Here is a 21,267-nt window from a genome sequence, read left to right as displayed (position 1 = left end):
GCGCAACGGGGAGCAGCGGAGTGATACACATGGGACTTTTGAACATTATTCGACGGATGTCTTTGCGGGAGAAGCTATCGATCCGTGAGATTGCGCGTCGCACTGGATTGTCGCGCAATACGATTACAAAATATCTGAATGCGGGCACGATCGAGCCGCAGTTCGCGACACCGGAGCGGCAAAGCAAGCTCGATCCGTTCGCCGAGAAGCTTGCCGGTTGGCTGAAGACGGAGGCGGCCAAGTCGCGCAAGCAGCGGCGAACGCTGAAGCAGCTGCATGCCGATCTGGTGGTGCTTGGCTTTGATGGGTCTTACGGTCGGGTCGCGGCTTTTGCGCGTGACTGGCGGGCAGATCGGCAGCGAGAGCAGCAGGCAACAGGGCGCGGCATCTTCGTGCCGCTGTCGTTTCGTCCGGGCGAGGCATTCCAGTTTGACTGGAGCGAGGATTTTGCCGTTTTGGGCGGCGAGCGCGTCAAGCTACAAGTCGCCCATATCAAGCTGTCGTATAGCCGGGCCTTTCTGGTTCGGGCGTATCTGCTGCAAACGCACGAGATGCTGTTCGACGCTCACTGCCACGGGTTCCGGGTCTTCGGCGGCGTTCCAGGGCGTGGAATTTACGACAATATGCGCACCGCTGTTGACCGCGTCGGTCGTGGGAAGGAGCGGCAGGTCAACATGCGCTTCCTCGCAATGGCCAACCATTACGTGTTCGAGCCAGCGTTCTGCAATCCTGCCGCCGGCTGGGAGAAGGGGCAGATCGAGAAGAATGTGCAGGATGCCAGGCACCGTCTGTGGCAACCCATGCCGGACTTCCCCGATCTCGCGGCCCTGAATGATTGGCTGGAACAGCGCTGTGTGGCGTTGTGGAATGAGATTCCTCATGCAGCACTGCCGGGGAATGTTGCTGACGTCTGGGCCGCAGAACACCCCGTGCTGATGCCATTGCCGCCCGCCTTCGATGGCTTTGTCGAGCATAGCAAACGGGTGTCCCCGACCTGCCTAATCAGCTTCGAGCGCAACCGCTACAGTGTTCCAGCGTCGTTTGCGAACCGGCCTGTGAGCTTGCGGGTTTATCCAGAGCGTTTGGTGGTCGCTGCCGAGGGTCAGATCCTGTGCGAGCATGTGCGGGTGATTGAGCGCAGCCACCAACTCCCGCCACGCACGATTTACGATTGGCGCCATTATCTGGCCGTCCTTCAGCGTAAGCCGGGTGCGCTCAGGAACGGCGCGCCCTTCGTGGAATTCCCTCCGGCCTTCAAGCGGCTGCAAGACCTTATGTTGCGCAAGCCTGGCGGTGACAGAGAGATGGTTGATATCTTGGCGCTGGTTCTGCATCACGACGAACAGGCCGTGCTCGTCGCCGTGGAAATGGCCTTGGCTGAGGGCGTGGCAACCAAAACTCACGTTCTGAACCTTCTGCACCGTCTTATTGACGGAAAGACGATTGGTGGGCCGGACATCGAAACACCACAGGCACTGGCTTTGCGCAGTGAGCCAAAGGCGAATGTCGAACGCTATGACGGCCTGCGGGCCCGGACCGCCGGAGGCCGCCATGCGTCATGATCCCGCCAGCGGTGCCATCATCATCATGCTGCGCAGTTTGAAGATGCATGGCATGGCCCAAGCCGTCACCGACCTCATGGAACAAGGCGCACCAGCCTTTGATGCTGCGGTGCCGATGCTCGCTCAATTGCTGAAGGCCGAAGTGGCCGAGCGGGAGGTCCGGTCCATTGCCTATCACATGAAGGCCGCTCGCTTCCCGGCTTACAAGGATCTGACCGCCTTCGACTTCGCGGCCAGTGAGATCAATGAGGCCACGGTGCGCCAACTTCATCGGGGCGAGTTCATGGACGGTGCCCAGAACGTTGTGCTGATCGGGGGCCCTGGGACTGGCAAAACGCATGTCGCGACAGCCCTTGGCGTGCAGGCTGTCGAGCATCACCGCCGCAAGGTTCGCTTCTTCTCGACCATCGAGCTCGTCAATACGCTCGAACAGGAGAAGGCCAAAGGCAAAGCCGGACAGCTTGCCGAAAGCCTCGTCCGCCTGGATCTCGTGATCCTCGACGAGCTCGGCTACCTGCCGTTCAGTGCATCAGGCGGTGCGCTGCTCTTCCATCTGCTCAGCAAACTTTACGAACGCACCAGCGTCGTCATCACCACAAACCTGAGCTTCAGCGAATGGGCCACCGTCTTCGGCGATCCCAAGATGACGACCGCACTCCTCGACCGCCTGACCCATCGTTGCCACATCCTCGAGACCGGCAACGACAGCTTCCGCTTCAAAACCAGTGCAGCCACCGCGGCGCAGAAAAAGAGGGAGGACAATCACGTATTGACCAAAGCCTGAAACCCGAAACATAACCTAGAGGTGGCTCACTTCTCGATGGAAAACCCGGCTCACTTCCGCGTGGAAATCTACACCACAGACCGCTTTCGTTGGCTAAAGTCGTGAATGTCGCGCGAAATCCGTGAGCGGTCATTTCTTCGCCGCCATAGCCAAGTCGTCGCAAGGCCCCGTTAAGGGTGTTCTCACTCATTGGGCGAAGGTGCGTTCTCAGCGACGGGAACAGATAGACACCGTTTCCCGTTAGTCTCCTCAGGTCATCCAGCAGGGCAAGCGCCTGATTTGGCAAAGGCACCTTATGCGGCCGTCGCATTTTTCATTTGCTCAGCGGGGATCGACCAAACTCGCCGTGTAAAATCGAAGTCTTCCCATTTCGCAAAGCGGATCTCGTTCGGACGTTGAGCGACAATCGAAAGGAACTGCAACGCGATCTTCGTCGTCGTTTGGCCGTGGAAGCCGTCAATGGCGCGCAACAAGCCTCCCAGTTCGGTTGGGTCAGTGATGGCTGCGCGATGGGTGACTGTCGGAGTGATCAAAGCACCCCGCAGAGCATATGTCGGGTCATTTTCGGCGGCACCGTTCGCGATTGCCTGCCGGAACACCGCGCCGATGATGGCGCGTAGCCGTTTGGCGGTTTCATAGTTTCCCTTGGCCTCGACCTTGCGCAAACAGGCCAAAACGATGGGCGAGGTGATGTCAGAGATCGGCGTATTGCCCAAGTCAGCGTTGGCTAATCCAAGCAGCCATTCGGTCGTGGCAAGCGTCGCCGGGGCTTTGTGCTCTTTGCGGGCCTTGGCGATGTAGGCCTCGGCAAACTTGGCAAACGTTTCGCCATCGGCTTCTCGACTGAGGCGCTTTTTCTCTTTCTTGACCGCGCCGGGGTCTTCGCCACTCGCCAACAAAGCGCGCGCTTGAGCGCGAAGGCGTCTTGCGCTGGCAAGGGTCACGGCAGGGTAGGCCCCAAATGACAACCGTTTTTCGCGGCCTTCAATCCGATACTTCATATGCCACAGGCGCGAACCGGTTGGCGTGACCGTGACATAGAGGCCATCAAAGTCTGAAACTTTGTAGGGCTTCTCCTTTGGCTTCAGATTTCGAATCTGTATGTCGCTTAAGGGCATGTGGGGGCATTCCAAAAACCGCGTTCATGCGATGCCCCCAGAAGTGCGCCCAATCCGGGGGCATTCTATGAGATGAGCTTGGTCTTTGCTGGACAAACCTTCACCGCAAAACCCTTATAACACAGGGGTTTTCGCATGTCTTCGGTGCTGTTCGGATTGAAAAGTGGTGCCGCTGAAGGGACTCGAACCCCCGACCCCATCATTACGAATGATGTGCTCTACCAGCTGAGCTACAGCGGCACTTTTCACACGGGTTGGCGCTTGCCGCCCCGGTCTGATGGCGCGGTGTCTAGCACCGCTCTCGGGCCGTATCCAGCCCCTTTTCGCCCTTGATGGCGGATTTAAAGCCCGGCTTTGCGCGCCTCTGCCAACCCGTCGCTCGGGCTTTCGGCGTCAGTCGCCGAGGCGTCGTCGTGCGAATCTTCGGGCGCATCTTCCTCGGGCGCGTCGTCGTCAACCAGCTCGGCGTCGGGCGCATCCTCGGGGTCGGTCGTTGGCGACGGCAGCGCACCAACGATCAGCGGCAACATCTCAGTTCCGGTGGCGCTGGGCCCAGAGCTGTCGGGGGTTGCGGTCCAGCTCAAGGTGTCGAAGCCATGGCAGTTGTCGCACAGGGCGTGCCAGCCGGCGTGGACATGTTTGCACTTTTCGCAGACCCATTGCGGCCCTCGCGGGGCGGTCAGGGCGCGGGCCAGCCAGGCGCGCACCACCTGATCCGACGAGCCTTCGCCGCGCTCGATTGCCGCCATGATCGTCATCACGCGTTGCGTCGGGGCGGTTTCATGCAGATCGCCGATGGCGCGCCGTGCGGCGGGAAATCCTCGGCGGCGATCAGCAATTCGGCGCGGGTCTGGCGGGCTTCGGTGCCGTCGTTTTGCGACAAGAGCGCCTCAAAACGCTTGACGCGCGCGGCGGGTGCCTCGTCCGGGATGATCGCGGCAAAGGCGCGGGCCAGTTCGGGGTGTGGCTGGGCCTTCCAGGCGCGTTTGAGCACCTTGGCGGCGGGTTTCTTCTTGCCGCGTGCAATCAGCGCCTCGGCGGCCATGACGGCGGCGGGCACCAATTCCGGCGAGTATTTGTTGGCCTCGATCGCCAGATCCTGAGACAAGGTCAGGTTTTGTGTCTCGGCCTCGGCCTGTTGCAGGGTCAAGACGGCGTCGCGGCGCTGGAACACATTGCGCGGCATCCGGCCCGAGCGCGAGGTCTCCAGCAGCGTTTTGCGAGCCCCAGACCAGTCGCCCGCCTGATTCTGCAATGACATCAGCGTGTCCTGGGTCTCGGTGTGGCCAGGGCGCAGGCTCAGCGCGGTTTCGGCCAGTTTGCGTGCCTTTTCGGGGTTTCCGGCGTCGATCTGCTGATGCATCAGGCCGCGCACACCGACAAAGCGCGCGCGGTCCTCGTCCAGCAGCCGCTTGTAATAGTCCTGCGCCAGTTGCGTGTTGCCCTTGGCCTGGGCGGCTTGCGCCATCAGCAGATTGGTCAGCGTCTCGCGGTCCAGCAGCTTTTCCGCGCGGCGGGCTTTGGCCAGCGCCTGATCGCCTTCGCCCGAGGCCAGCGCCAGAAATCCATCCGTCAGGGCCTCGAGGCCGCGATTCTTGCGGGAGCGTTCAAAATAACGGCTGATCGCGGTTTCGTCGCCGTTGATGAACCGCAAGGTGGCAATCGCCAGCCCCGACAGTTTCATCAGCAGCCACAAGGCCGCCAGCAGCACCACCACCGCCAGCGCGGTCTGGATCGGCCCCAGCGTGAATTCGGTATTCGCAAAGGCGATCCGCATCCCTGCATCTTGATCCATCAGCGCCTCGACGCCCAGGGTCAGACCGACAACGAGGGCCACAAACAGAGCGATTTTCAGAACAGTCCAGATCATCGTCTCAGCCCTCATTCGCCGTGAATTGGTCTTGCAAAGTGGTCAACGCGGCCAGTGCGGCCAGACGTTGTTCGGCTTGCGCGCGCCAGGCGCTCATGGCGTCGGCGGGCGCGCCGGTCAGCGCGTCGAGTTCGGACAGGGCGGCCGGGATATCGCCGTTGCGCAATGCGGCCTCGGCGCGCGACAGCACTGCATCGGTGTCGTCCCCCTCGCGCGGTGCCAACGAGCGCGCGCCGGTCTGGCTGCGCAGGAAATTCAGCACCCGGTCCGACATCGGCGCGTCGGGCGGCGGCGCCTCGGCATCGAGGGCAGCGCGGGCGGCGGGGGCAAAGCTTTGTTGCAGCGCGGTCAGGGTGATCAGCCCGTCGGCGAAGGGTGCCAGCGCCTCGGGAACCTCGGTGACCGCGGCGAGCGTCGCCAGAGCGCCGGGCTGCGGCTCGCCCGATTCCGCGGCGGCAACCAGTTCCGCCAAGGCCGCGCGCGCCGCAATGCGCGATTGCGCGGCCTCCACATCCCCCTCCCGCGAGGTGAGTGCGGCGGCTTGCGCGTCAATCTCGGCGCGGGCCTGTGCCAGAGCCGCCTCCACGGCAATCCGCGCTTGTTGGGCGATATCCCCTTCGAGTTGCGCGAGACGGGCGTTCAGCGGGGCCAAAGCGCTGTTCAGCGCGTCCGGGTCCAGCCCGGCGCTTTCCAGCGCCGTGATGCGGGCGGTCAGCGGTGCGAGGTCCGGACTCGCTGGTGGCTCAACACCTTCGAGCGCCGTGATGCGGTCGGTCAGGCTGGCGGCGGCGCTTTCCAGGGCGGCAATCCGGTCAGACATCGGGGCCAGTGCCGCGGTCAGGTCGGCCTGTGTCAGCCCGCCAGAGGCCCCTTCGACGGCGGCGATGCGCGTCTCAAGTGCCGCGACATTCACCGGCCGCCACCCTTCGGGCACGAAAACCAGCGTTGCCGCCGCGCCAATCGCGGCCGCGATCACACCGCCGATGATCATGCTGCCGGTCCCCGCCCCGGACGAGGCCGCAACGGGTGCCGGAGCCGCGCTTTCGCGGGCCTCGGGCGCGGCAGATACCTCGGCGTCACTGCTGGCCTCGGGGACTATTCCGACGTCTTCGGCAACCACATCTTCTGACACATCAATCGGTGCATCGGCGTCGATCACCGTCTCCGATCGCGTGCGGTCGCGTTCCGTTTCTGACATCGTCTTCTCCTTCGTGCCGCACGCCGAACCGTCTGGCGTTTGTCCCTGTCTAACGCCTGCCCGGGCCTGCCTCAAGCGATCCTTGCCCCCGCTGCGACATCTCTGCCGCAATTGCCTGCATCATACCGGCCGAATCCGGGGTCAGCGCGGTTCGTGTTTGCGCGCGAAACGCGTCGGGCAACCGCGCGGCACAAGCCTCGCTGATCGCCACGAGTCGCAGCCCCGCGGGTTTCTCGCCCGCCAGTTGTTGCACAATCAGATCCGCCGCGCGCGGGGAAAACAGCGGTGCGATGCTCCAAGGGGCCGCCATAACCGTGTCGCGCGCGCCCTGCGCCCACGCCACCGCGCGCGCCTCATAAACCGCAATATCGCGCAGATTGATGCCCTCGGGGCGCAAGGCTGCCACCAGATCGCGCGCCAGATGCACGCCATGCGGGTGCAGCCATGCGCCCTCGGGCTGCGCCTTGGTCATGCGGGCGATCATGGTCTTGGCATCGCCGCCGCCGTCAATCGGGTTGAACCCGGCCTTGTGCGCGGCTTTGATCGTTGCCGGGCCGACGCACCAGGCGGGCAGGCCGGGGGCGACCAGATCGGCCACCAACGGCACCGCGTTGACCGAGGTCAGCACCAGGCCGTCAATGCCGTGGAACACCGATGCGTCAAATGGCAGCGCCTCGATCTGCGACATCGGCGCGATCAGCACATCATGCGCGGGGCACTCCAACGCCGCGTGCTGCGCGAATCGCCGGGCCTGCGGGTCTGGACGGGTGAGCAGCAAAAGCGGTCTCATAAGGGCCTCGTGGCGCGCCCATTGTCTGTGACGCGTCGCGATGATACCCCCAGCCTTGCGTCAACCGCAACCTGATGGCCGTATCGCACGCATGACCAAGACACTGACATTTCTGGGACTTGAGTCCAGTTGCGACGATACCGGCGCGGCTGTGGTGCGCCATACACCGGGTGATGCGGCGCAGGTCTTGTCCAATGTGATTGCCGGTCAGACCGATCTGCACGCCGCGTTTGGCGGGGTCGTGCCGGAACTGGCCGCCCGCGCCCATGCGGTAAAGCTTGATCTCGTCACCGAGCAGGCCTTGGCGCAGGCGGGCGTGACGTTGAAAGACCTCGACGGGATTGCCGTCACCGCTGGTCCCGGCCTGATCGGTGGCGTGTTGTCGGGCGTGATGCTGGCCAAGGGGCTCTGTGCCGCCACCGGCCTGCCCTTGGTCGGGGTGAACCACCTCGCGGGCCACGCTCTGACTCCGCGCCTGACCGACAATCTGGCGTTTCCCTATCTTATGCTGCTGGTCTCCGGCGGGCATTGCCAGTTCCTGCGTGTCGATGGGCCACAGGCCTTCACGCGCCTTGGCGGCACCATCGACGACGCCCCCGGCGAGGCCTTCGACAAGACCGCCAAGCTGCTGGGCCTGCCGCAACCCGGCGGCCCGAGCGTGGAACATGAGGCCCAGACCGGCGACCCCGCACGCTTCGCCTTTCCGCGCCCCTTGCTGGATCGGCCGGGCTGTGACCTGTCTTTCTCGGGGCTGAAAACCGCGTTGATGCGGGCGCGTGATGCGGTTGTCGCCGAGAAAGGCGGCCTGACCCGCCAGGACCGCGCCGATCTGTGTGCCGGGTTTCAGGCCGCCGTCGCCGACGTGCTGACCGAGAAATCCCGCCGCGCGCTGGCGCTCTGCCCCGATATCAGCGGGTTCGCCGTGGCAGGGGGCGTTGCCGCCAACAAGACCCTGCGCGCGCAACTGGAACAGGTCGCCGCGCCCGTGCCGTTCCTCGCGCCGCCCTTGGCGCTGTGCACCGACAACGCGGCGATGATTGCCTATGCCGGGATCGAGCGGTTCCGCACGGGCCAGTCCGACGACATGACCCTCTCCGCGCGGCCCCGCTGGCCGCTTGACTCCACCGCGCCCGCCATGATCGGCTCTGGCAAACGCGGCGCCAAAGCCTGAAGGAACCCCCATGCCCCTGTTCGCCCTGATCTGCACCGACAAAGCCGACCATGAACCCCTGCGCAAAGCCACCCGCGACGCGCATCTGGCCTATCTCAACGACACCGGCTGCGTGACTCTCGCCGGGCCGTTTCTGGACGCGGGCACCATGACCGGCTCGCTGGTGGTGATCGACGTGGCCGACAAGGCCGCCGCCGAACACTGGGCCGCCGCCGACCCCTATGCGCTGGCCGGCCTGTTTGCCAAAGTGCGCATCGAGGAATGGAAAAAGGTGATCGGCTGATGGCCAAATGGTTGATGAAATCCGAGCCCAACAAATTCAGTTGGGATGATCTGGTGGCCAAGGGCGACGTCGGCGAGGAATGGGACGGCGTGCGCAATTACCAGGCCCGCAATTTCATGCGCGACATGGCGATCGGCGATCAGGTGTTCTTCTACCACTCCAACATCGGGCTGGAAATCGTCGGCATCGCCGAGGTCAGCGCCCTCGCGCACCCCGACAGCACCACCGACGATCCGCGCTGGGAATGCGTCGATATCCGCGCCGTGAAACCGCTGCCGACCCCTGTGACCCTCAAGGACGTCAAAGCCACGCCCGAGTTGTCGCAAATGGCGCTGGTCACCTCGATGCGCCTCTCGGTGCAGCCGGTGACGCAAGAAGAATGGGATCTGGTCTGCACAATGGGCGGGCTTTGACCCCGGAAACGGAGGACGATCATGGCGAAAACCGTCAGCTTCACGCAAATGAAAGACGGCACCGAGCAGGATTACGCCCTGCTTGCCACCTATGAAAAACCGTTCCACGCCATGACTGCCGACCGCATCCTTGATGAGTTGCGCCGCCACGGCGAGGCCACGCTCGAAGGGTATCCGATCACCCGCCTGCAACACGGCCTGCAATCGGCCACCCGCGCCGAGCGTGATGGCGCCGACCTCGACTGGATCGTCGGCGCGTTGCTGCATGACATCGGCGACGGCCTCGCCCCGCAAAACCACGACCGCTTTTCCGCCGAGGTCATCCGCCCCTTTGTGCGCTGGGATGTGGCCTGGGTGGTCGAACATCACGGCATTTTCCAGATGCTCTATTACGCCCACCACTATGGCTGGGACCGCAACGCCCGCGACCGGTTCAAGGACCACCCCTGTTTCAACAGCTGCGCCGAGTTTTGCGAGCGCTGGGATCAATCATCCTTCGATCCCATCTATGACACGCAACCTTTGGAGCATTTCGAACCCATGGTCCGTCAGGTCTTCGCCCGCAAAGCCTATGACCCAGCGGTTCTGCGCGAGGGGTTCGTTTCACCCCTCACGCTTTAGGCGCGCAGGGGGCGGGGCCGCAGATACCAGTACCAGACCCGATACGCCTCCAGTGCCGCCAGCGGGCCGAAATGCACCAGTGCCGCCGTCGGGCTGCCCCAGTCATGCAGGCTCGCCCAATGCAGCAAGGTCAGCACCGCTGCCACATAGGTCGAACGCTGCACCGTCTTCCAGCGCGGCCCCAGAACCCGCATGAAATAATCCGTCGAGGTCACCGCCAGCGGCACAAAAATGAGAAACGCGATCCAGCCGGTCCAGATGTAAAACCGCGGCACTTCCGCCATGATGGTCGCCACCGAGGCCTTGTCGATCACATAAAACACCGTGTGCAACGCCGCATAGCCAAAGGCCGTGACCCCCAGATAGCGGCGGTTTTTCCGCAGCCAGCGGGTAAACCCCCAGCCTTTGAACAGCATCGCCAGCGGTGTCGCCATCATCGTGACGATCAGGAACCGGGCGGAAAACTCACCGGACGGGTGGACAAGCTGGTGAAAAATGCGCGGATCGGTCGAGGTCAGAGCCTGATAGGACATCAGCGCGGCGGGCAGGGCGAACAGCGCCCACAGCCAATAGGGGGAGAATCGGGACAACATCGCGAAAGCCTTGGGTTGTGAGTGACAAGACTGTCACGCCGCCCGCCCCGGTTTCCGTCGCAAAAAAACCCGGAAATCCGCTACCTGTTCATCATCATCTCATGCACCGCCTGCATCCCGCGCGCGGCCATGTCGCTGACCTCGGCGGCATGAGTGTGCAGCGCCGCCACCATTTCAGGGTCATCCGAGGTTTGCACGACCACGATCCCCGCATCGGTCAATTCAATCTCGGTGGTGATCGCCTCAGGGCGTTCAAAGAAAATGTCCAGCGTCGGGCTCTGGATGAAGATCTGCGGGTCATCCGCCGTCTCAACACGTTGGATCATCTGGAAAACATGGGTTGCCAGCGTGCCCATCACGTCAGGGTCGCTCGAGGAGGTCACCGTGCGAATGCCGTTTGGCAGTTCCTCGACGGTGCGGCTCAGGGTGTGGAAATTGTTGAACATCACCGCCAGATCGGCGCTTTCATCCGCCGTCGCGTTCACGCCTTGCAGGCCGGGCATGATCAACTCATCGTGGCCCATGCCCTCCGCGCCATGCATCTGCCCATGCATTTGCGCGTGCATCATCCGGTACATCATCGCGCGGCCATAGCCCGAGAACCAGAACCCGGCCGCCGCAAAGATCAAGACCGCCACGACGCCGATCAGGATACGACCATAAGGGCGGCGAATTGGGGGGGTGCTCATGGGGTATTGTCCTAAGCATTGCTGTTCTTGAATGCATGACACTGAATCCGCACCTTGCCCAGCCTCATTCGAGGGCTCACGGGGGTTGGGTCAGCGCCGTTCTATCGGTCGCGCCGGGTTGCCGACCACAACCTGCCCGGGCGCGACATCCTTGGTCACCACGCTGCCCGCGCCAATCACCGCGCCGTCGCCAATCGTGACGCCCGCCAGAATAATCGCGCCGCCGCCGATCCAGACCTGTTTGCCGATGCGCACCGGGCGGGCGATCTCCAGCCCCTCGATGCTGCGTTTGTGCGGGTCCTGATGGTGTTCGGCGCAATAGATCTGCACAGTCGGCCCCAGCGCGCTTTGGTCGCCAATCGTCACCGGCGCGGTGTCCAGAATGGTGCAACCCGCGTTCAGATAGACCTGATCGCCCAGCGTGATGTTGAAACCATAGGCGCAATGGAACGGCGCTTCGATCATCGCAGTGCTGGCGGTGATCAGGGCGCGCAGCTTCGGCCCGATGGCACCGCGCTCCGTCGGCGGCAGCGTGTTGTGTTCATGCACCGCGTCGCGGGCCGTGGCGCGCAGCGTTTCCAGCTCATCGTCAAGGCAGGTGTACCACGCCCCGGCGGCCATTTTCTGTCGTTCGGTTGTCATCTTGCCCCCGCTGGCGCAAGTCTAGCAGGGCGGCGTACAAACGCAAGAAACGGAGAGCTTTCGCCCCCCGTTCCAAATCTTGCCAGCGGGTTAATGCTGCAAGCCAAGCCGTTGATTTTGCTTGTCCCGCATCTTGTCCCACGGGGGGACACAGCGCGGGACAGCCCCTTAGTAACGATAATGCTCGGGCTTGAACGGACCCTCTTGCGAGACGCCAATATAAGCGGCTTGCTCGGGCTTCAATTCCGTCAGCTTGACCCCGATCCGCGCCAGATGAAGCCGCGCGACTTTCTCATCCAGAGCCTTTGGCAGGATATAAACACCGGGCTGATATTCGTCACCCTTGGTCCACAATTCGATCTGCGCCAGCACCTGATTTGTAAAGCTGGCCGACATCACGAAACTGGGGTGCCCGGTCGCGTTTCCAAGGTTCAACAGCCGCCCCTGCGACAGCAGGATCATCCGGTTTCCGTTGGGCATCTCGATCATGTCGACCTGATCTTTGATGTTGGTCCATTTATGGTTCTTCAGCGCCGCCACCTGGATTTCGTTGTCGAAATGCCCGATGTTGCCCACAATCGCCATATCCTTCATCTCACGCATATGCTCGAGCCGGATCACGTCCTTGTTGCCGGTCGTGGTGATGAAGATATCCGCGGTCGAAACCACATCCTCCAGCGTCACCACCTCGAACCCGTCCATCGCCGCCTGAAGCGCGCAGATCGGGTCGATCTCGGTGACCTTCACCCGCGCGCCGGCCCCGGCCAGCGACGCCGCCGAACCCTTGCCGACGTCACCATATCCGCAAACCACCGCAACCTTGCCGGCCATCATCGTATCCGTCGCGCGGCGGATGCCGTCCACCAGCGATTCCTTGCAGCCGTATTTGTTGTCGAACTTCGATTTCGTCACGCTGTCATTCACGTTGATCGCCGGGAAGGGCAACTGACCCTTTTTGTGCAGATCATAGAGACGATGAACGCCGGTGGTGGTTTCCTCGGAAACACCCTTGATCGCCGCGCGGGTCTTGGTGAACCAGCCGGGGCTGGCCGCCATGCGCTTCTTGATCTGGGCAAAGATCGCCTCTTCCTCTTCCGAGGTCGGGACCTCGATCAACCCGGTTTCGCCCGCCTCGACGCGCGCGCCCAGCAGCACATACAGCGTCGCATCGCCGCCATCGTCGAGGATCATGTTCGCCCCTTCAGGGAACTGGAACGAACGATCCAGATAATCCCAATGCTCAACCAGCGACTGACCCTTGATCGCAAAAACAGGCGTGCCACCCGCCGCAATCGCCGCGGCGGCGTGATCTTGGGTCGAGAAAATGTTGCACGAGGCCCAGCGGACATCGGCGCCCAGCTCGACCAGCGTTTCGATCAGAACCGCGGTCTGAATCGTCATGTGCAACGAGCCGACAATGCGCGCGCCCGTCAGCGGCTTGGTGGTGCCGAATTCTTCGCGGCACGCCATCAGACCCGGCATTTCGGTTTCGGCAATATCCAGTTCCTTGCGACCAAACGCGGCAAGGTTGATGTCTTTAACGATATAATCCGCAGTCATCGCGGGCTCCTGTCTGTCAATAAGTTGACGCCCAGATAGCACCAGACCCGGTTTTCGACAATGGCAGCCAACGTGGCGTCTTGTGTTAGCCCCGGTTAAATTTGGGCAAGAACGCCGCCAGAATGCCCAAGGCGGGCAAATAGGCGCAGACTTGATAGACAAATTCGATGCCCTTTGCATCGGCAACCAGACCCAGACCAGCCGCTGCCATGCCACCGATGCCGAAGGCCATGCCAAAGAAAACCCCCGCGATCAGGCCGACGCGACCGGGGACCAGCTCTTGGGCGAAAACGATGATCGCCGGAAAGGCCGAGGACAGGATCAGGCCGATGAATACGGTCATCACGCCGGTCCAGAACAGATCGACATGCGGCAGGGCCAGGGTGAAAGGCAAGACACCCAGGATTGACACCCAGATCACCGCGCGGGTGCCGATCCGGTCGCCGATCGGGCCGCCGATGATGACCCCAACCGCCGAGGCCGCGAGGAACAGGAACAGCATCAGTTGCGCGTCTTGCGTGCTCAGGGCGAATTTCTCGATCAGGAAAAAGGTGTAATAGGCGGCGATGCTGGCCATATAGGCGTTCTTGGTAAAGACCAGAAAAGCCAGCAAGACGATGGTGATGATGATGCGGCGACGGGGCAGGCCGTGGCCGTCCGACGCAACGGATTTGCGTTTTTTGCGCTCCTGATTGGCGTACCAGCGCCCGACCTGGCTGAGGATCGTCATGCCGACCATCGCCAGAACGGCAAACCATGCGACGGACGGGCGACCCAAAGGCACGACGATAAATGCGGTCAGCAAGGGGCCCGCGGCGTGGCCTGCGTTTCCACCGACCTGGAAAATGGATTGTGCGGTGCCGAATTTGCGCCCGGCGGCGGCGCGTGCCACGCGGCTGGCTTCGGGGTGGAATACGGCGGAGCCAACGCCGATCAGTGCCGCACCGGCCAGCAAGAACGGATAGGACGGTGCTTTGGCGAGCAGGATCAGGCCCAACATGGTGCTGCCCATGCCGACCGTCAGCGACTGCGGAAACGGGTGGCGGTCGGTCACGATGCCGACCAAGGGCTGCAAGACCGAGGCCGTGCCCATGAAGGCCAGTGACATCAGGCCGATCTGCGTGAAGCTCAGGCCAAACTCGTCGCGCAGCAGTGGATAGCTGGCCGAAAGCACGGATTGCATGACGTCGTTAATGAAATGGCAAAGGGCAATCGCCAGAATGACCAGATAATGTGTGCGGACCGGGTCGCTGGCTGATTGCAGCGGCAAGGATTGAGCAATTGAGTCGGCCATCGGGCGATCCTTCACATGTTCATGGATCAAGTGCCCTTTTCCGCATTGGGCTGTCAAGGTGGTGCAGGCGCGGGGAACTGGCGTGTTTTTGCCGCGCCGTGCATTGAAACCGTGTGATCACACGATATTTGGTTGAGACAATGCCATGAGTATGCAACATCTTTGAAAAGAGCAGCACTGTGAGGTTACGGTTTTGAACCGCGCGAAAGCCGGATGGTATGCGCTGGTTGGCGCATTTGGGCGGGCCGTACGGCCAGCGCCCGGCGCTGCGCTGCGCGCGATGCTGCTCTGTCTTGCGCTGTCCCCTGGTTCGGCATTGGCGTTGAACTCCATTGAACTGCGCGTTCCCGGCGGTTCCGATGACCTGATGGCGACCTTGCGCGCCAGTTCCTTGCTGCTGGCCGCCGAGGCGGCGGGGCGGACCGACCCGGTAGAGCTGATGCCCACGGCGCGCGCTGAATATGGCCGTTTGATCGGGCTTCTGTATGAGCACGGCCATTACGCACCTACCATCGACATTCTGATTGACGGTCGAGAGGCGGCGGATATCTCGCCACTGTCCAACCCGCGGGCCATTGATCAGATCGTGATCGCCATCGACCTTGGGCCGTTGTTCACGTTTGGCGAGGTGTCGGTTTCCCCTCTCGCGCCCGGAACGGTCATGCCCGAGGGCTTCGCGACCGGGCAACCCGCGCGCAGCGTCCTGGTTCAGACAGCCTTGGCCACCGCGCTGGATGCCTGGCGCGCGCAGGGTCACGCTCATGCCGAGGTCCACGCGCAAAACGTCGTCGCGAACCACAATACACGGCAGTTGAACGTGCGTTTGGTGCTGTCGCCCGGCTCACAACTGCGATTTGGCGCGGTCGTGCCTCAAGGCAATGAACGCACCCGAAGCGAGCGTATTGTCGCGATTGCCGGTCTGCCCGCGGGCGATGTTTATGACCCCGAAGATCTGGCGGCGGCAGAATCGCGGCTGCGCACAACGGGAACCTTCGCCAGCGTGGTGATGCGCACCTCGGAACGCGAGAACCCTGACGGAACGGTGGATGTCGAAGCGCGCGTTGTCGAATCGCCGCCGCGTCGATTGGGGTTCGGTGCCGAGTATGACACCGAGGCCGGCGTCCGGCTGAGCGGATTTTGGCTGCACCGGAACCTGTTTGGCGGGGCCGAGCGGTTGCGGCTGGAGGCGTCGGTCGACGGCATCGGTGCGCAGGTTGATGGTCTGGGCTTTGCGCTGAACGCCGCCTTCACGCGCCCGGCCACGATTGACCGCGATACCGATCTGGAGGTCGGCGTCAGTGCGGTGCGCCTGATCGAGCGTGATTACGATGCGGATTCCTTCGAAATCACGGCGCGCCTTGTCCGCCAATATTCAGACGCGCTGAGCGCCAGCCTCGGGTTCGCGCTGCGCTTTGAAGTCGCGGATTATGGTGCGGGAAAGCTGACCTCGGCAAACTTCGGCTCGTTTGGTGTGCCATTCAGCGTAACGCATGACACCCGCGACAATGCGCTGGACGCCCGCACCGGGCATTATCTGTGGATAGAGGCCATGCCCTATGCCGGATTTGGCCAGACGCAAAGCGGCCTGCGCTTGCAGTTCGACAGCCGACTCTATGCAGATCTCGGGACTGACGGTCGCGTGGTCCTTGCCGGACGCGCGCAGGTCGGGGCGATCTATGGCAGCGATCTGGCCAACACCCCGCGTGGGTTCCTGTTTTACACCGGCGGCGGCGGCAGTGTCCGCGGGATGCCCTATCAATCGCTTGGCGTGACATCGGGCGGCGTTGCCTCGGGCGGGCGCAGCTTTGCGTCGCTGTCGGGCGAGGTGCGGGTGCGCATGACCGACACGCTGACGCTCGCGGCCTTCGCGGATGCCGGGCGGGTGTCGTCGGGTGTTTTCAACGGCGCCAGTGACTGGCAAGCCGGCGGCGGCTTCGGCATACGATACAACACACCCATCGGCCCGCTACGGTTGGATCTGGCGACACCGCTGCGGCGTAACGCAACCGCGTTGGGCAGCAGCTCGTATCAGATCTACCTCGGTATTGGTCAGTCATTCTAATGACTTGGAAACCATGTATACCATGGCAGGGGGCGCATCGCATCCCACGCCGCAACCGTGTCATCGGGCTTTGGCGCATCTGGGCCGCCCTCGCGGTGGCGCTGGCGATACTCTTGGCCGGGCCGGCGTTTTCGGACGCTGAAGACGACCAAGGGCTGTTGGTGCGGGTGCTGCAAGATGCCCTGTCCGACGCCGGTCGAGAGGTGCGCATCCGTGGCTTCGAAGGCGCGCTGTCGTCGCGGGCCACGATTGAAGAACTGTCGATTTCCGACGATGAGGGGGTTTGGATCATCCTGTCGGGCGTGGTGATTGATTGGAACCGCGCGGCGCTGTTCGACCGGCGCGTCGAGGTGAACGAGATGAGCGCGCAAAGCATTGAAATCATGCGCATCCCCTCGACCAAGAGCGACTCCAACCTGCCCAGTTCGACCGCCCGTGCGGGGTTTAGCCTGCCGGAATTGCCGGTTGCCGTGAACATCGGTCTGATCAGTGCCGAACGGGTGCAGCTTGATCCGGCAATTCTGGGTCAGGAGGCCGCCGTCTCGTTGCGGGGCTCGGCCGCGTTGGAAGGCAGGCAAGGCGAGGCGAGCTTCGAGTCGTACCGAATAGATGGCCAAGAGGGATCGTTTGTTTTTTCTGGCGATTTCGACAATGAAACCCGGTTCTTGTCGCTCAATCTGGTGATGTCGGAGGGGCAGGACGGGATCGCCGCGACGATCTTGGGAGTTCCTGAGCGCCCGGCGATGGGGCTGTCGATTGTCGGCGAAGGCCCGATTGACACGTTTGTTGCCGATATCGGCCTTGCGACGAATGGTATTCCGCGCGTTACAGGTCAATTCTCGTTTGTGGATGAAACCCCGGAAACCGGCGCCTTGCAGGGTGGCGGGTTTTCGTTGCAGATGGACGGCGATCTGCGCCCCCTGCTAAACGCCGAATTGCACCCGTTCTTTGGTGCGCGCAGCGTCTTGCGGGCGACCGGTCAGCGCTCGGACTCGGGCGAGATATCGCTTCCCGAGCTGACGGTGACGACGGGCTCGATGCGGGTCTCGGGGCGGGCGGCCTTTGCCGCGAGTGGCTTGCCTCGGATGGTGCAACTGACGGCCGGAATCGAAAATGCGGGCGGCGACCCGGTGCTGTTGCCCGGCACTTCGGGCGCGGCCTTTCTGACCAGCGCCACACTGCTGATCACCCATGACGCGGCGGTATCGCGCGACTGGCGCATTCGCGCCGAAATCGACACACTGGATTTGCCCGAGGTTGAAATCGGACGTGCGGTCATGGATGCGCGCGGTCGATTGAATGCACTGAACGGGGCGGAAAACGCGGATGAGGGTCCAAGCCTGCCGACCTTCGAGGGCGTGTTTGATTTTCAGGCGCAAGACATCGTGGCCCAGGACCCGGCCTTGCAACGGGCGTTGGGCAGCGATGTGTTCGGCCTTGCCAGCTTGGTCTGGCCCGGTCCCGGCGAGGTGATCGAACTGACGGGTCTGGCGCTGGAGGGGGAAACCGTGTCGCTGACCGCCTATGGCGAGATCGCCGGTCTGACCTATGACGGATTCACCGAGATTTCAGCGCCAGACCTTGCGGCGTTTTCGGGGCTTGCGGGCCGCACGCTGGGGGGTTCGGCCTTGGCCACGGTGCAAGGACGGGCCAATCCGCTGACCGGCGCGCTCGATTTCGAGGCGGAACTGGTCACGACCGATCTGACCCTGGACTCGGTCGAGGCGGATGCGCTTCTGGCCGGGGAGTCGCGGATTGCACTGTCGTTGCTGCGGGATGTCAACGGCACGCAGTTGCGCGGGCTGGATCTGACAACCCGGGCCGTTGATGCCTCGATGCAGGGTCAGTTGCAGCCCGGACACATTGACCTGACCGCCAGATTGACTACCGACGATCTGTCGCAAATGGGCGCGGGCTATGGCGGACATCTGGCGATGGATGTGATGTTGCAAACCGAAGACGCGGGCCAACGATTGCGGTTCGACGGGTCTTCGATTGACCTGCAACTGCCAAATCTTCCGGCGGCAGATATCCTCAACGGGTTGCTGGACGGGGCCAACCGGTTGCGCGGTGATCTGGTTTTCCGGGAGGGGCGCACGACGATTTCGCAGGTGTCCCTGACCGGTCCGCGAATTGCGCTGTCGGCGTCCGGGCAATGGGCCGAGGCCGATCCAGACCTGACGATTGCCTTGCAACGTCTGGACCTGACGGCCGTCAACGAGACCGGAACCGGGATCGTTTCGGGTGAGGTGCGCGTGCGGGCGGGTGACGCGGGCGGGCAACGGATCACCCTGTCGCTGGGCGGCGATGGGGCGCTGCGGGTCGGCAACAGGCAGATCGACGAGATCCTGGAGACCGGGTTGCAACTGGCCGCCGAGGCCACGCTGGGTGCCGACGGCGGTTTCGTGGTGGACAGCGCGCAGATCACGGCGTCGGGCCTGAGCGTAACCGCGCAGGGCACGCAAGATGCCGAGGGCAACATTCGGATGTCTGCGCGGGCGCAGCTCAACGATCTGGGGCGCTTGGTGCCGCGGCTGTCTGGTGCGGTTCAGATCAATGCCGATGTTCTGCGGGGCGCGGGTGCGACCGGGTACGATCTGCGGGCCGACCTGACGGGGCCGTCGGGGCTTTCGGTCACAACCAATGGCCGCATCGGGGACGACCTGCGACTTGGCCTTGATTTCTCGGGGCAGGTCGAAGCCGCGCTGTTGAACGCGATGATTGAGCCGTCCAGCGTGCGCGGCCTGATTCAGTTCAACGGGGGTTTGCATGGGCCGCCGAGCATTGACTCGCTGCGCATGCAATTGCGCACGCAAAACGCCAGTTTCGTGCAGCCGGGCGCCGCCGTTGCATTTCGCGAATTGCAGGGCGAGGCAACGTTGAACGGCCTGACCGCGCAGGTTCGGATTGAAGGCAATTCACTGGCCGGGGGGCGCGGGTTCGTTCAGGGTTCCATCACGTTGAATGGCACGCAACAGGCGAATCTGACTGTCCGGGTCGAGGATTTCATCGTCGAGCAACCGCAGTTGTTCGATGCGCGCGTGAATGGCGAGGTGTCTTTGACGGGGCCTTTGCTGAATGGGCCATTGGTGCAGGGCGAGGTCTCGGTCGTTCAGGCCGAGATACGAATCCCCAACTCTCCGCTGGGGCGGCAAGGGTTTCGTTTGCAAGGGTTGCAACATGTCGGCGAGGATCAGGCCAGTTTGCAGACGCGCATCGCAGCGGGTATCGCCAGTGGAACGCGCGATGGGCGGCGGCCGATCCCGATGCGATTGGACCTGACATTGCGCGCGCCGGGGCGCGTGTTCGTGCGCGGCCGAGGGCTGGACGCCGAGATGGGCGGATCGCTGCGACTGAGGGGAACCACGCGGCGGGTGGTTCCCTCCGGGAGCTTCAACCTGATCCGTGGGCGTCTGGATTTGCTGGGTAACCGGTTTGTCCTGACCGATGGATCGGCCAATATGGTGGGTGACTTCCTGCCCTTCGTGACGCTGATCGCGACCACGGAAGCGGATGGCGTGACCACAAGCATCATCCTTTCCGGCCCCGCCAGCAGCCCCGAGATCACCTTCAGGTCGACGCCGGAATTGCCACAGGACGAGGTCCTTGCGCGCCTCATTTTTGGCCGCGCCCTGACCTCGCTTTCGCCGTTTCAAGCCGCGCAATTGGCGCTTTCGGTGGCGACCTTGACGGGTCGTGCGGAAAACTCGCTGCTGGGCCGCACGCGTGATGCGTTGCAGCTCGATGATCTTGATTTTACGGTTGATGACGACGGGACAACGGCGGTCCGGGCCGGGCGCTATATCACCGATCAGGTCTATACCGATCTCAGCATCGACGACAGCGGGCGCGGCGAGGTCAGTATCAACCTGGATCTCTCGTCCAGCGTGACCCTACGCGGACGCACCAACACCGAGGGGCGATCCGGTGTTGGTATCTTCTTTGAGCGAGACTACTAGGATTTGCCGCGCGCCAAGGCGCGTTGCAGGGCCGGCCGTGCCTTCATCCGGGTGAAATAGTCCAGCAACGCGGGTTCGCTGATCTCGAATTTTGCCGATTTCGCCCACATCAGGCAATGCGTCAGCACGATATCAGGCACGGTGAAGCTGTCACACGCGACGAACGGCTGATCGCCCATGCGCTTGACCAGGCTGGCCTGATTGCGCGCAAACTCCCAGCGCAACGACTCCTTGACGGCTGGCACGCGATGTTCTTCGGGCAGGATGAAGCTGTGGCGCGCGCTGGTCCACAACACGGCATCGAATTCGTCCAGAATACAGTGGGTCAGCGCGTCTTGGCGGGCACGGTCCAGTGTTCCTGCGGGGTGCGTGAATTGGCCATGCTTGTCGGCCAGAAACTGGATAATCGCGGTCGAGTCGGTGATCGGTTCGCCATCGACCAACAGCACCGGGACTTTGCCGCGCGCATAATGGCGGGTGACGTCGTCGCCATGGGGTTTGGCGCCAATGTAGTCGTACACGAGGCCCAGCTCTTCGAGCATCCACATCGGGCGCGCTGCCCGAGTCGTGGCCGCGCCAATCACGGTATAGGATGGATTTGTCATGTTGCGTCTCCGGTTTCATTGGCGGCATCAAGCCATGCCAACACCACAGGTGC

At 63.0% G+C, this 21,267-nt stretch carries 18 protein-coding genes, 1 tRNA gene and 1 pseudogene; 8 read left to right on the top strand and 12 right to left on the bottom strand.

The features are described from left to right. The first annotated feature begins 29 nt into the window (after nucleotides 1–29). Together istA and istB are read left to right on the top strand one after the other, a co-directional pair. Complete coding sequence (gene istA / locus VDQ28_RS04690) at nucleotides 30–1,562, top strand: IS21 family transposase (RefSeq protein WP_323034837.1); 1,533 nt, start codon at nucleotides 30–32, stop codon at nucleotides 1,560–1,562. Continuing rightward, a complete protein-coding gene (gene istB, locus VDQ28_RS04685; protein ID WP_323034836.1) occupies nucleotides 1,552–2,346 on the top strand; it encodes an IS21-like element helper ATPase IstB in 795 nt (264 codons plus the stop codon). The genes istA and istB overlap by 11 nt, the downstream gene beginning before the upstream one ends. Here istB and VDQ28_RS04680 read toward each other — a convergent pair. The 6 genes and pseudogenes from VDQ28_RS04680 to VDQ28_RS04650 all read right to left on the bottom strand — a co-directional run bounded on the left by VDQ28_RS04680 (nucleotide 2,279) and on the right by VDQ28_RS04650 (nucleotide 7,322). Continuing rightward, a complete protein-coding gene (locus tag VDQ28_RS04680) occupies nucleotides 2,279–2,656 on the bottom strand; it encodes a hypothetical protein (RefSeq protein ID WP_323034835.1) in 378 nt (125 codons plus the stop codon). The two genes, istB and VDQ28_RS04680, sit on opposite strands and share 68 nt — an antisense overlap. Then, nucleotides 2,640–3,464 carry a tyrosine-type recombinase/integrase gene (locus VDQ28_RS04675; RefSeq protein WP_323034834.1) on the bottom strand — a complete coding sequence of 275 codons (825 nt, stop codon included), beginning with the start codon at nucleotides 3,462–3,464 and terminating at the stop codon, nucleotides 2,640–2,642. The genes VDQ28_RS04680 and VDQ28_RS04675 overlap by 17 nt, the downstream gene beginning before the upstream one ends. A 164-nt stretch (nucleotides 3,465–3,628) precedes the next feature. Further along, nucleotides 3,629–3,704, bottom strand: a tRNA-Thr gene (locus tag VDQ28_RS04670). Nucleotides 3,705–3,805: 101 nt separating this feature from the next. Then, nucleotides 3,806–5,334 (bottom strand): annotated as a pseudogene (locus VDQ28_RS04660) (heme biosynthesis protein HemY). A gap of 4 nt (nucleotides 5,335–5,338) precedes the next feature. Then, nucleotides 5,339–6,532, bottom strand: coding sequence for a COG4223 family protein (locus tag VDQ28_RS04655; RefSeq protein WP_323034831.1), 1,194 nt, complete (start codon nucleotides 6,530–6,532; stop codon nucleotides 5,339–5,341). Nucleotides 6,533–6,581: 49 nt separating this feature from the next. After that, nucleotides 6,582–7,322, bottom strand: coding sequence for a uroporphyrinogen-III synthase (locus VDQ28_RS04650; RefSeq protein WP_323034830.1), 741 nt, complete (start codon nucleotides 7,320–7,322; stop codon nucleotides 6,582–6,584). Between the two features lie 91 nt (nucleotides 7,323–7,413). On the opposite strand from VDQ28_RS04650, the gene tsaD reads away from it, so the two are divergent. The 4 genes from tsaD to VDQ28_RS04630 are packed head-to-tail and all read left to right on the top strand — an operon-like array spanning nucleotide 7,414 to nucleotide 9,810. Then, nucleotides 7,414–8,493 (top strand): tRNA (adenosine(37)-N6)-threonylcarbamoyltransferase complex transferase subunit TsaD, encoded by a 1,080-nt coding sequence (gene tsaD, locus VDQ28_RS04645; RefSeq protein WP_323034829.1) that lies wholly within the window; start codon nucleotides 7,414–7,416, stop codon nucleotides 8,491–8,493. Nucleotides 8,494–8,503: 10 nt separating this feature from the next. Continuing rightward, the gene (locus VDQ28_RS04640; RefSeq protein WP_323034828.1) at nucleotides 8,504–8,776 is read left to right on the top strand and encodes a YciI family protein; all 273 of its coding nucleotides are present in this window, start codon (nucleotides 8,504–8,506) and stop codon (nucleotides 8,774–8,776) included. Further along, complete coding sequence (locus VDQ28_RS04635) at nucleotides 8,776–9,189, top strand: EVE domain-containing protein (protein WP_323034827.1); 414 nt, start codon at nucleotides 8,776–8,778, stop codon at nucleotides 9,187–9,189. Before VDQ28_RS04640 ends, VDQ28_RS04635 begins: the two co-directional genes overlap by 1 nt. A 21-nt stretch (nucleotides 9,190–9,210) precedes the next feature. Further along, the gene (locus tag VDQ28_RS04630) at nucleotides 9,211–9,810 is read left to right on the top strand and encodes an HD domain-containing protein (RefSeq protein WP_323034826.1); all 600 of its coding nucleotides are present in this window, start codon (nucleotides 9,211–9,213) and stop codon (nucleotides 9,808–9,810) included. On the opposite strand, the gene VDQ28_RS04625 is transcribed toward VDQ28_RS04630, so the two are convergent. From VDQ28_RS04625 to VDQ28_RS04605, 5 genes are all read right to left on the bottom strand, one after another. Continuing rightward, nucleotides 9,807–10,403 (bottom strand): sulfite oxidase heme-binding subunit YedZ, encoded by a 597-nt coding sequence (locus VDQ28_RS04625; RefSeq protein ID WP_323034825.1) that lies wholly within the window; start codon nucleotides 10,401–10,403, stop codon nucleotides 9,807–9,809. The genes VDQ28_RS04630 and VDQ28_RS04625 overlap by 4 nt on opposite strands. Nucleotides 10,404–10,483: 80 nt before the next feature. After that, nucleotides 10,484–11,092: a hypothetical protein gene (locus tag VDQ28_RS04620; protein WP_323034824.1), complete on the bottom strand. Its 609-nt coding sequence runs from the start codon at nucleotides 11,090–11,092 to the stop codon at nucleotides 10,484–10,486. 90 nt (nucleotides 11,093–11,182) lie between these two features. Next, on the bottom strand, nucleotides 11,183–11,734 hold the full coding sequence (locus VDQ28_RS04615) for a sugar O-acetyltransferase (RefSeq protein WP_323034823.1): 552 nt from the start codon (nucleotides 11,732–11,734) through the stop codon (nucleotides 11,183–11,185). Between the two features lie 168 nt (nucleotides 11,735–11,902). After that, on the bottom strand, nucleotides 11,903–13,294 hold the full coding sequence (ahcY, locus tag VDQ28_RS04610) for an adenosylhomocysteinase (RefSeq protein WP_323034822.1): 1,392 nt from the start codon (nucleotides 13,292–13,294) through the stop codon (nucleotides 11,903–11,905). Between the two features lie 85 nt (nucleotides 13,295–13,379). After that, nucleotides 13,380–14,588 carry an MFS transporter gene (locus VDQ28_RS04605; protein ID WP_323034821.1) on the bottom strand — a complete coding sequence of 403 codons (1,209 nt, stop codon included), beginning with the start codon at nucleotides 14,586–14,588 and terminating at the stop codon, nucleotides 13,380–13,382. A 193-nt stretch (nucleotides 14,589–14,781) separates the two neighbouring features. Here VDQ28_RS04605 and VDQ28_RS04600 point away from each other — a divergent pair, with 193 nt between their 5' ends. Both VDQ28_RS04600 and VDQ28_RS04595 read left to right on the top strand, forming a co-directional pair. Then, on the top strand, nucleotides 14,782–16,650 hold the full coding sequence (locus VDQ28_RS04600) for an autotransporter assembly complex family protein (RefSeq protein WP_323034820.1): 1,869 nt from the start codon (nucleotides 14,782–14,784) through the stop codon (nucleotides 16,648–16,650). Then, nucleotides 16,650–20,609 (top strand): translocation/assembly module TamB domain-containing protein, encoded by a 3,960-nt coding sequence (locus VDQ28_RS04595; protein WP_323034819.1) that lies wholly within the window; start codon nucleotides 16,650–16,652, stop codon nucleotides 20,607–20,609. Before VDQ28_RS04600 ends, VDQ28_RS04595 begins: the two co-directional genes overlap by 1 nt. On the opposite strand, the gene VDQ28_RS04590 is transcribed toward VDQ28_RS04595, so the two are convergent. Then, entirely contained in the window at nucleotides 20,606–21,214 is a 609-nt protein-coding gene (locus VDQ28_RS04590) for a glutathione S-transferase family protein (protein WP_323034818.1), read from the bottom strand. The two genes, VDQ28_RS04595 and VDQ28_RS04590, sit on opposite strands and share 4 nt — an antisense overlap. Between the last annotated feature and the right edge of the window lie 53 nt (nucleotides 21,215–21,267).

Origin of the sequence: Pararhodobacter sp. (assembly GCF_034676545.1) — a bacterium.
GTDB lineage: Bacteria > Pseudomonadota > Alphaproteobacteria > Rhodobacterales > Rhodobacteraceae > Pararhodobacter.
This window is presented reverse-complemented; position numbering and strand designations above follow the sequence as displayed.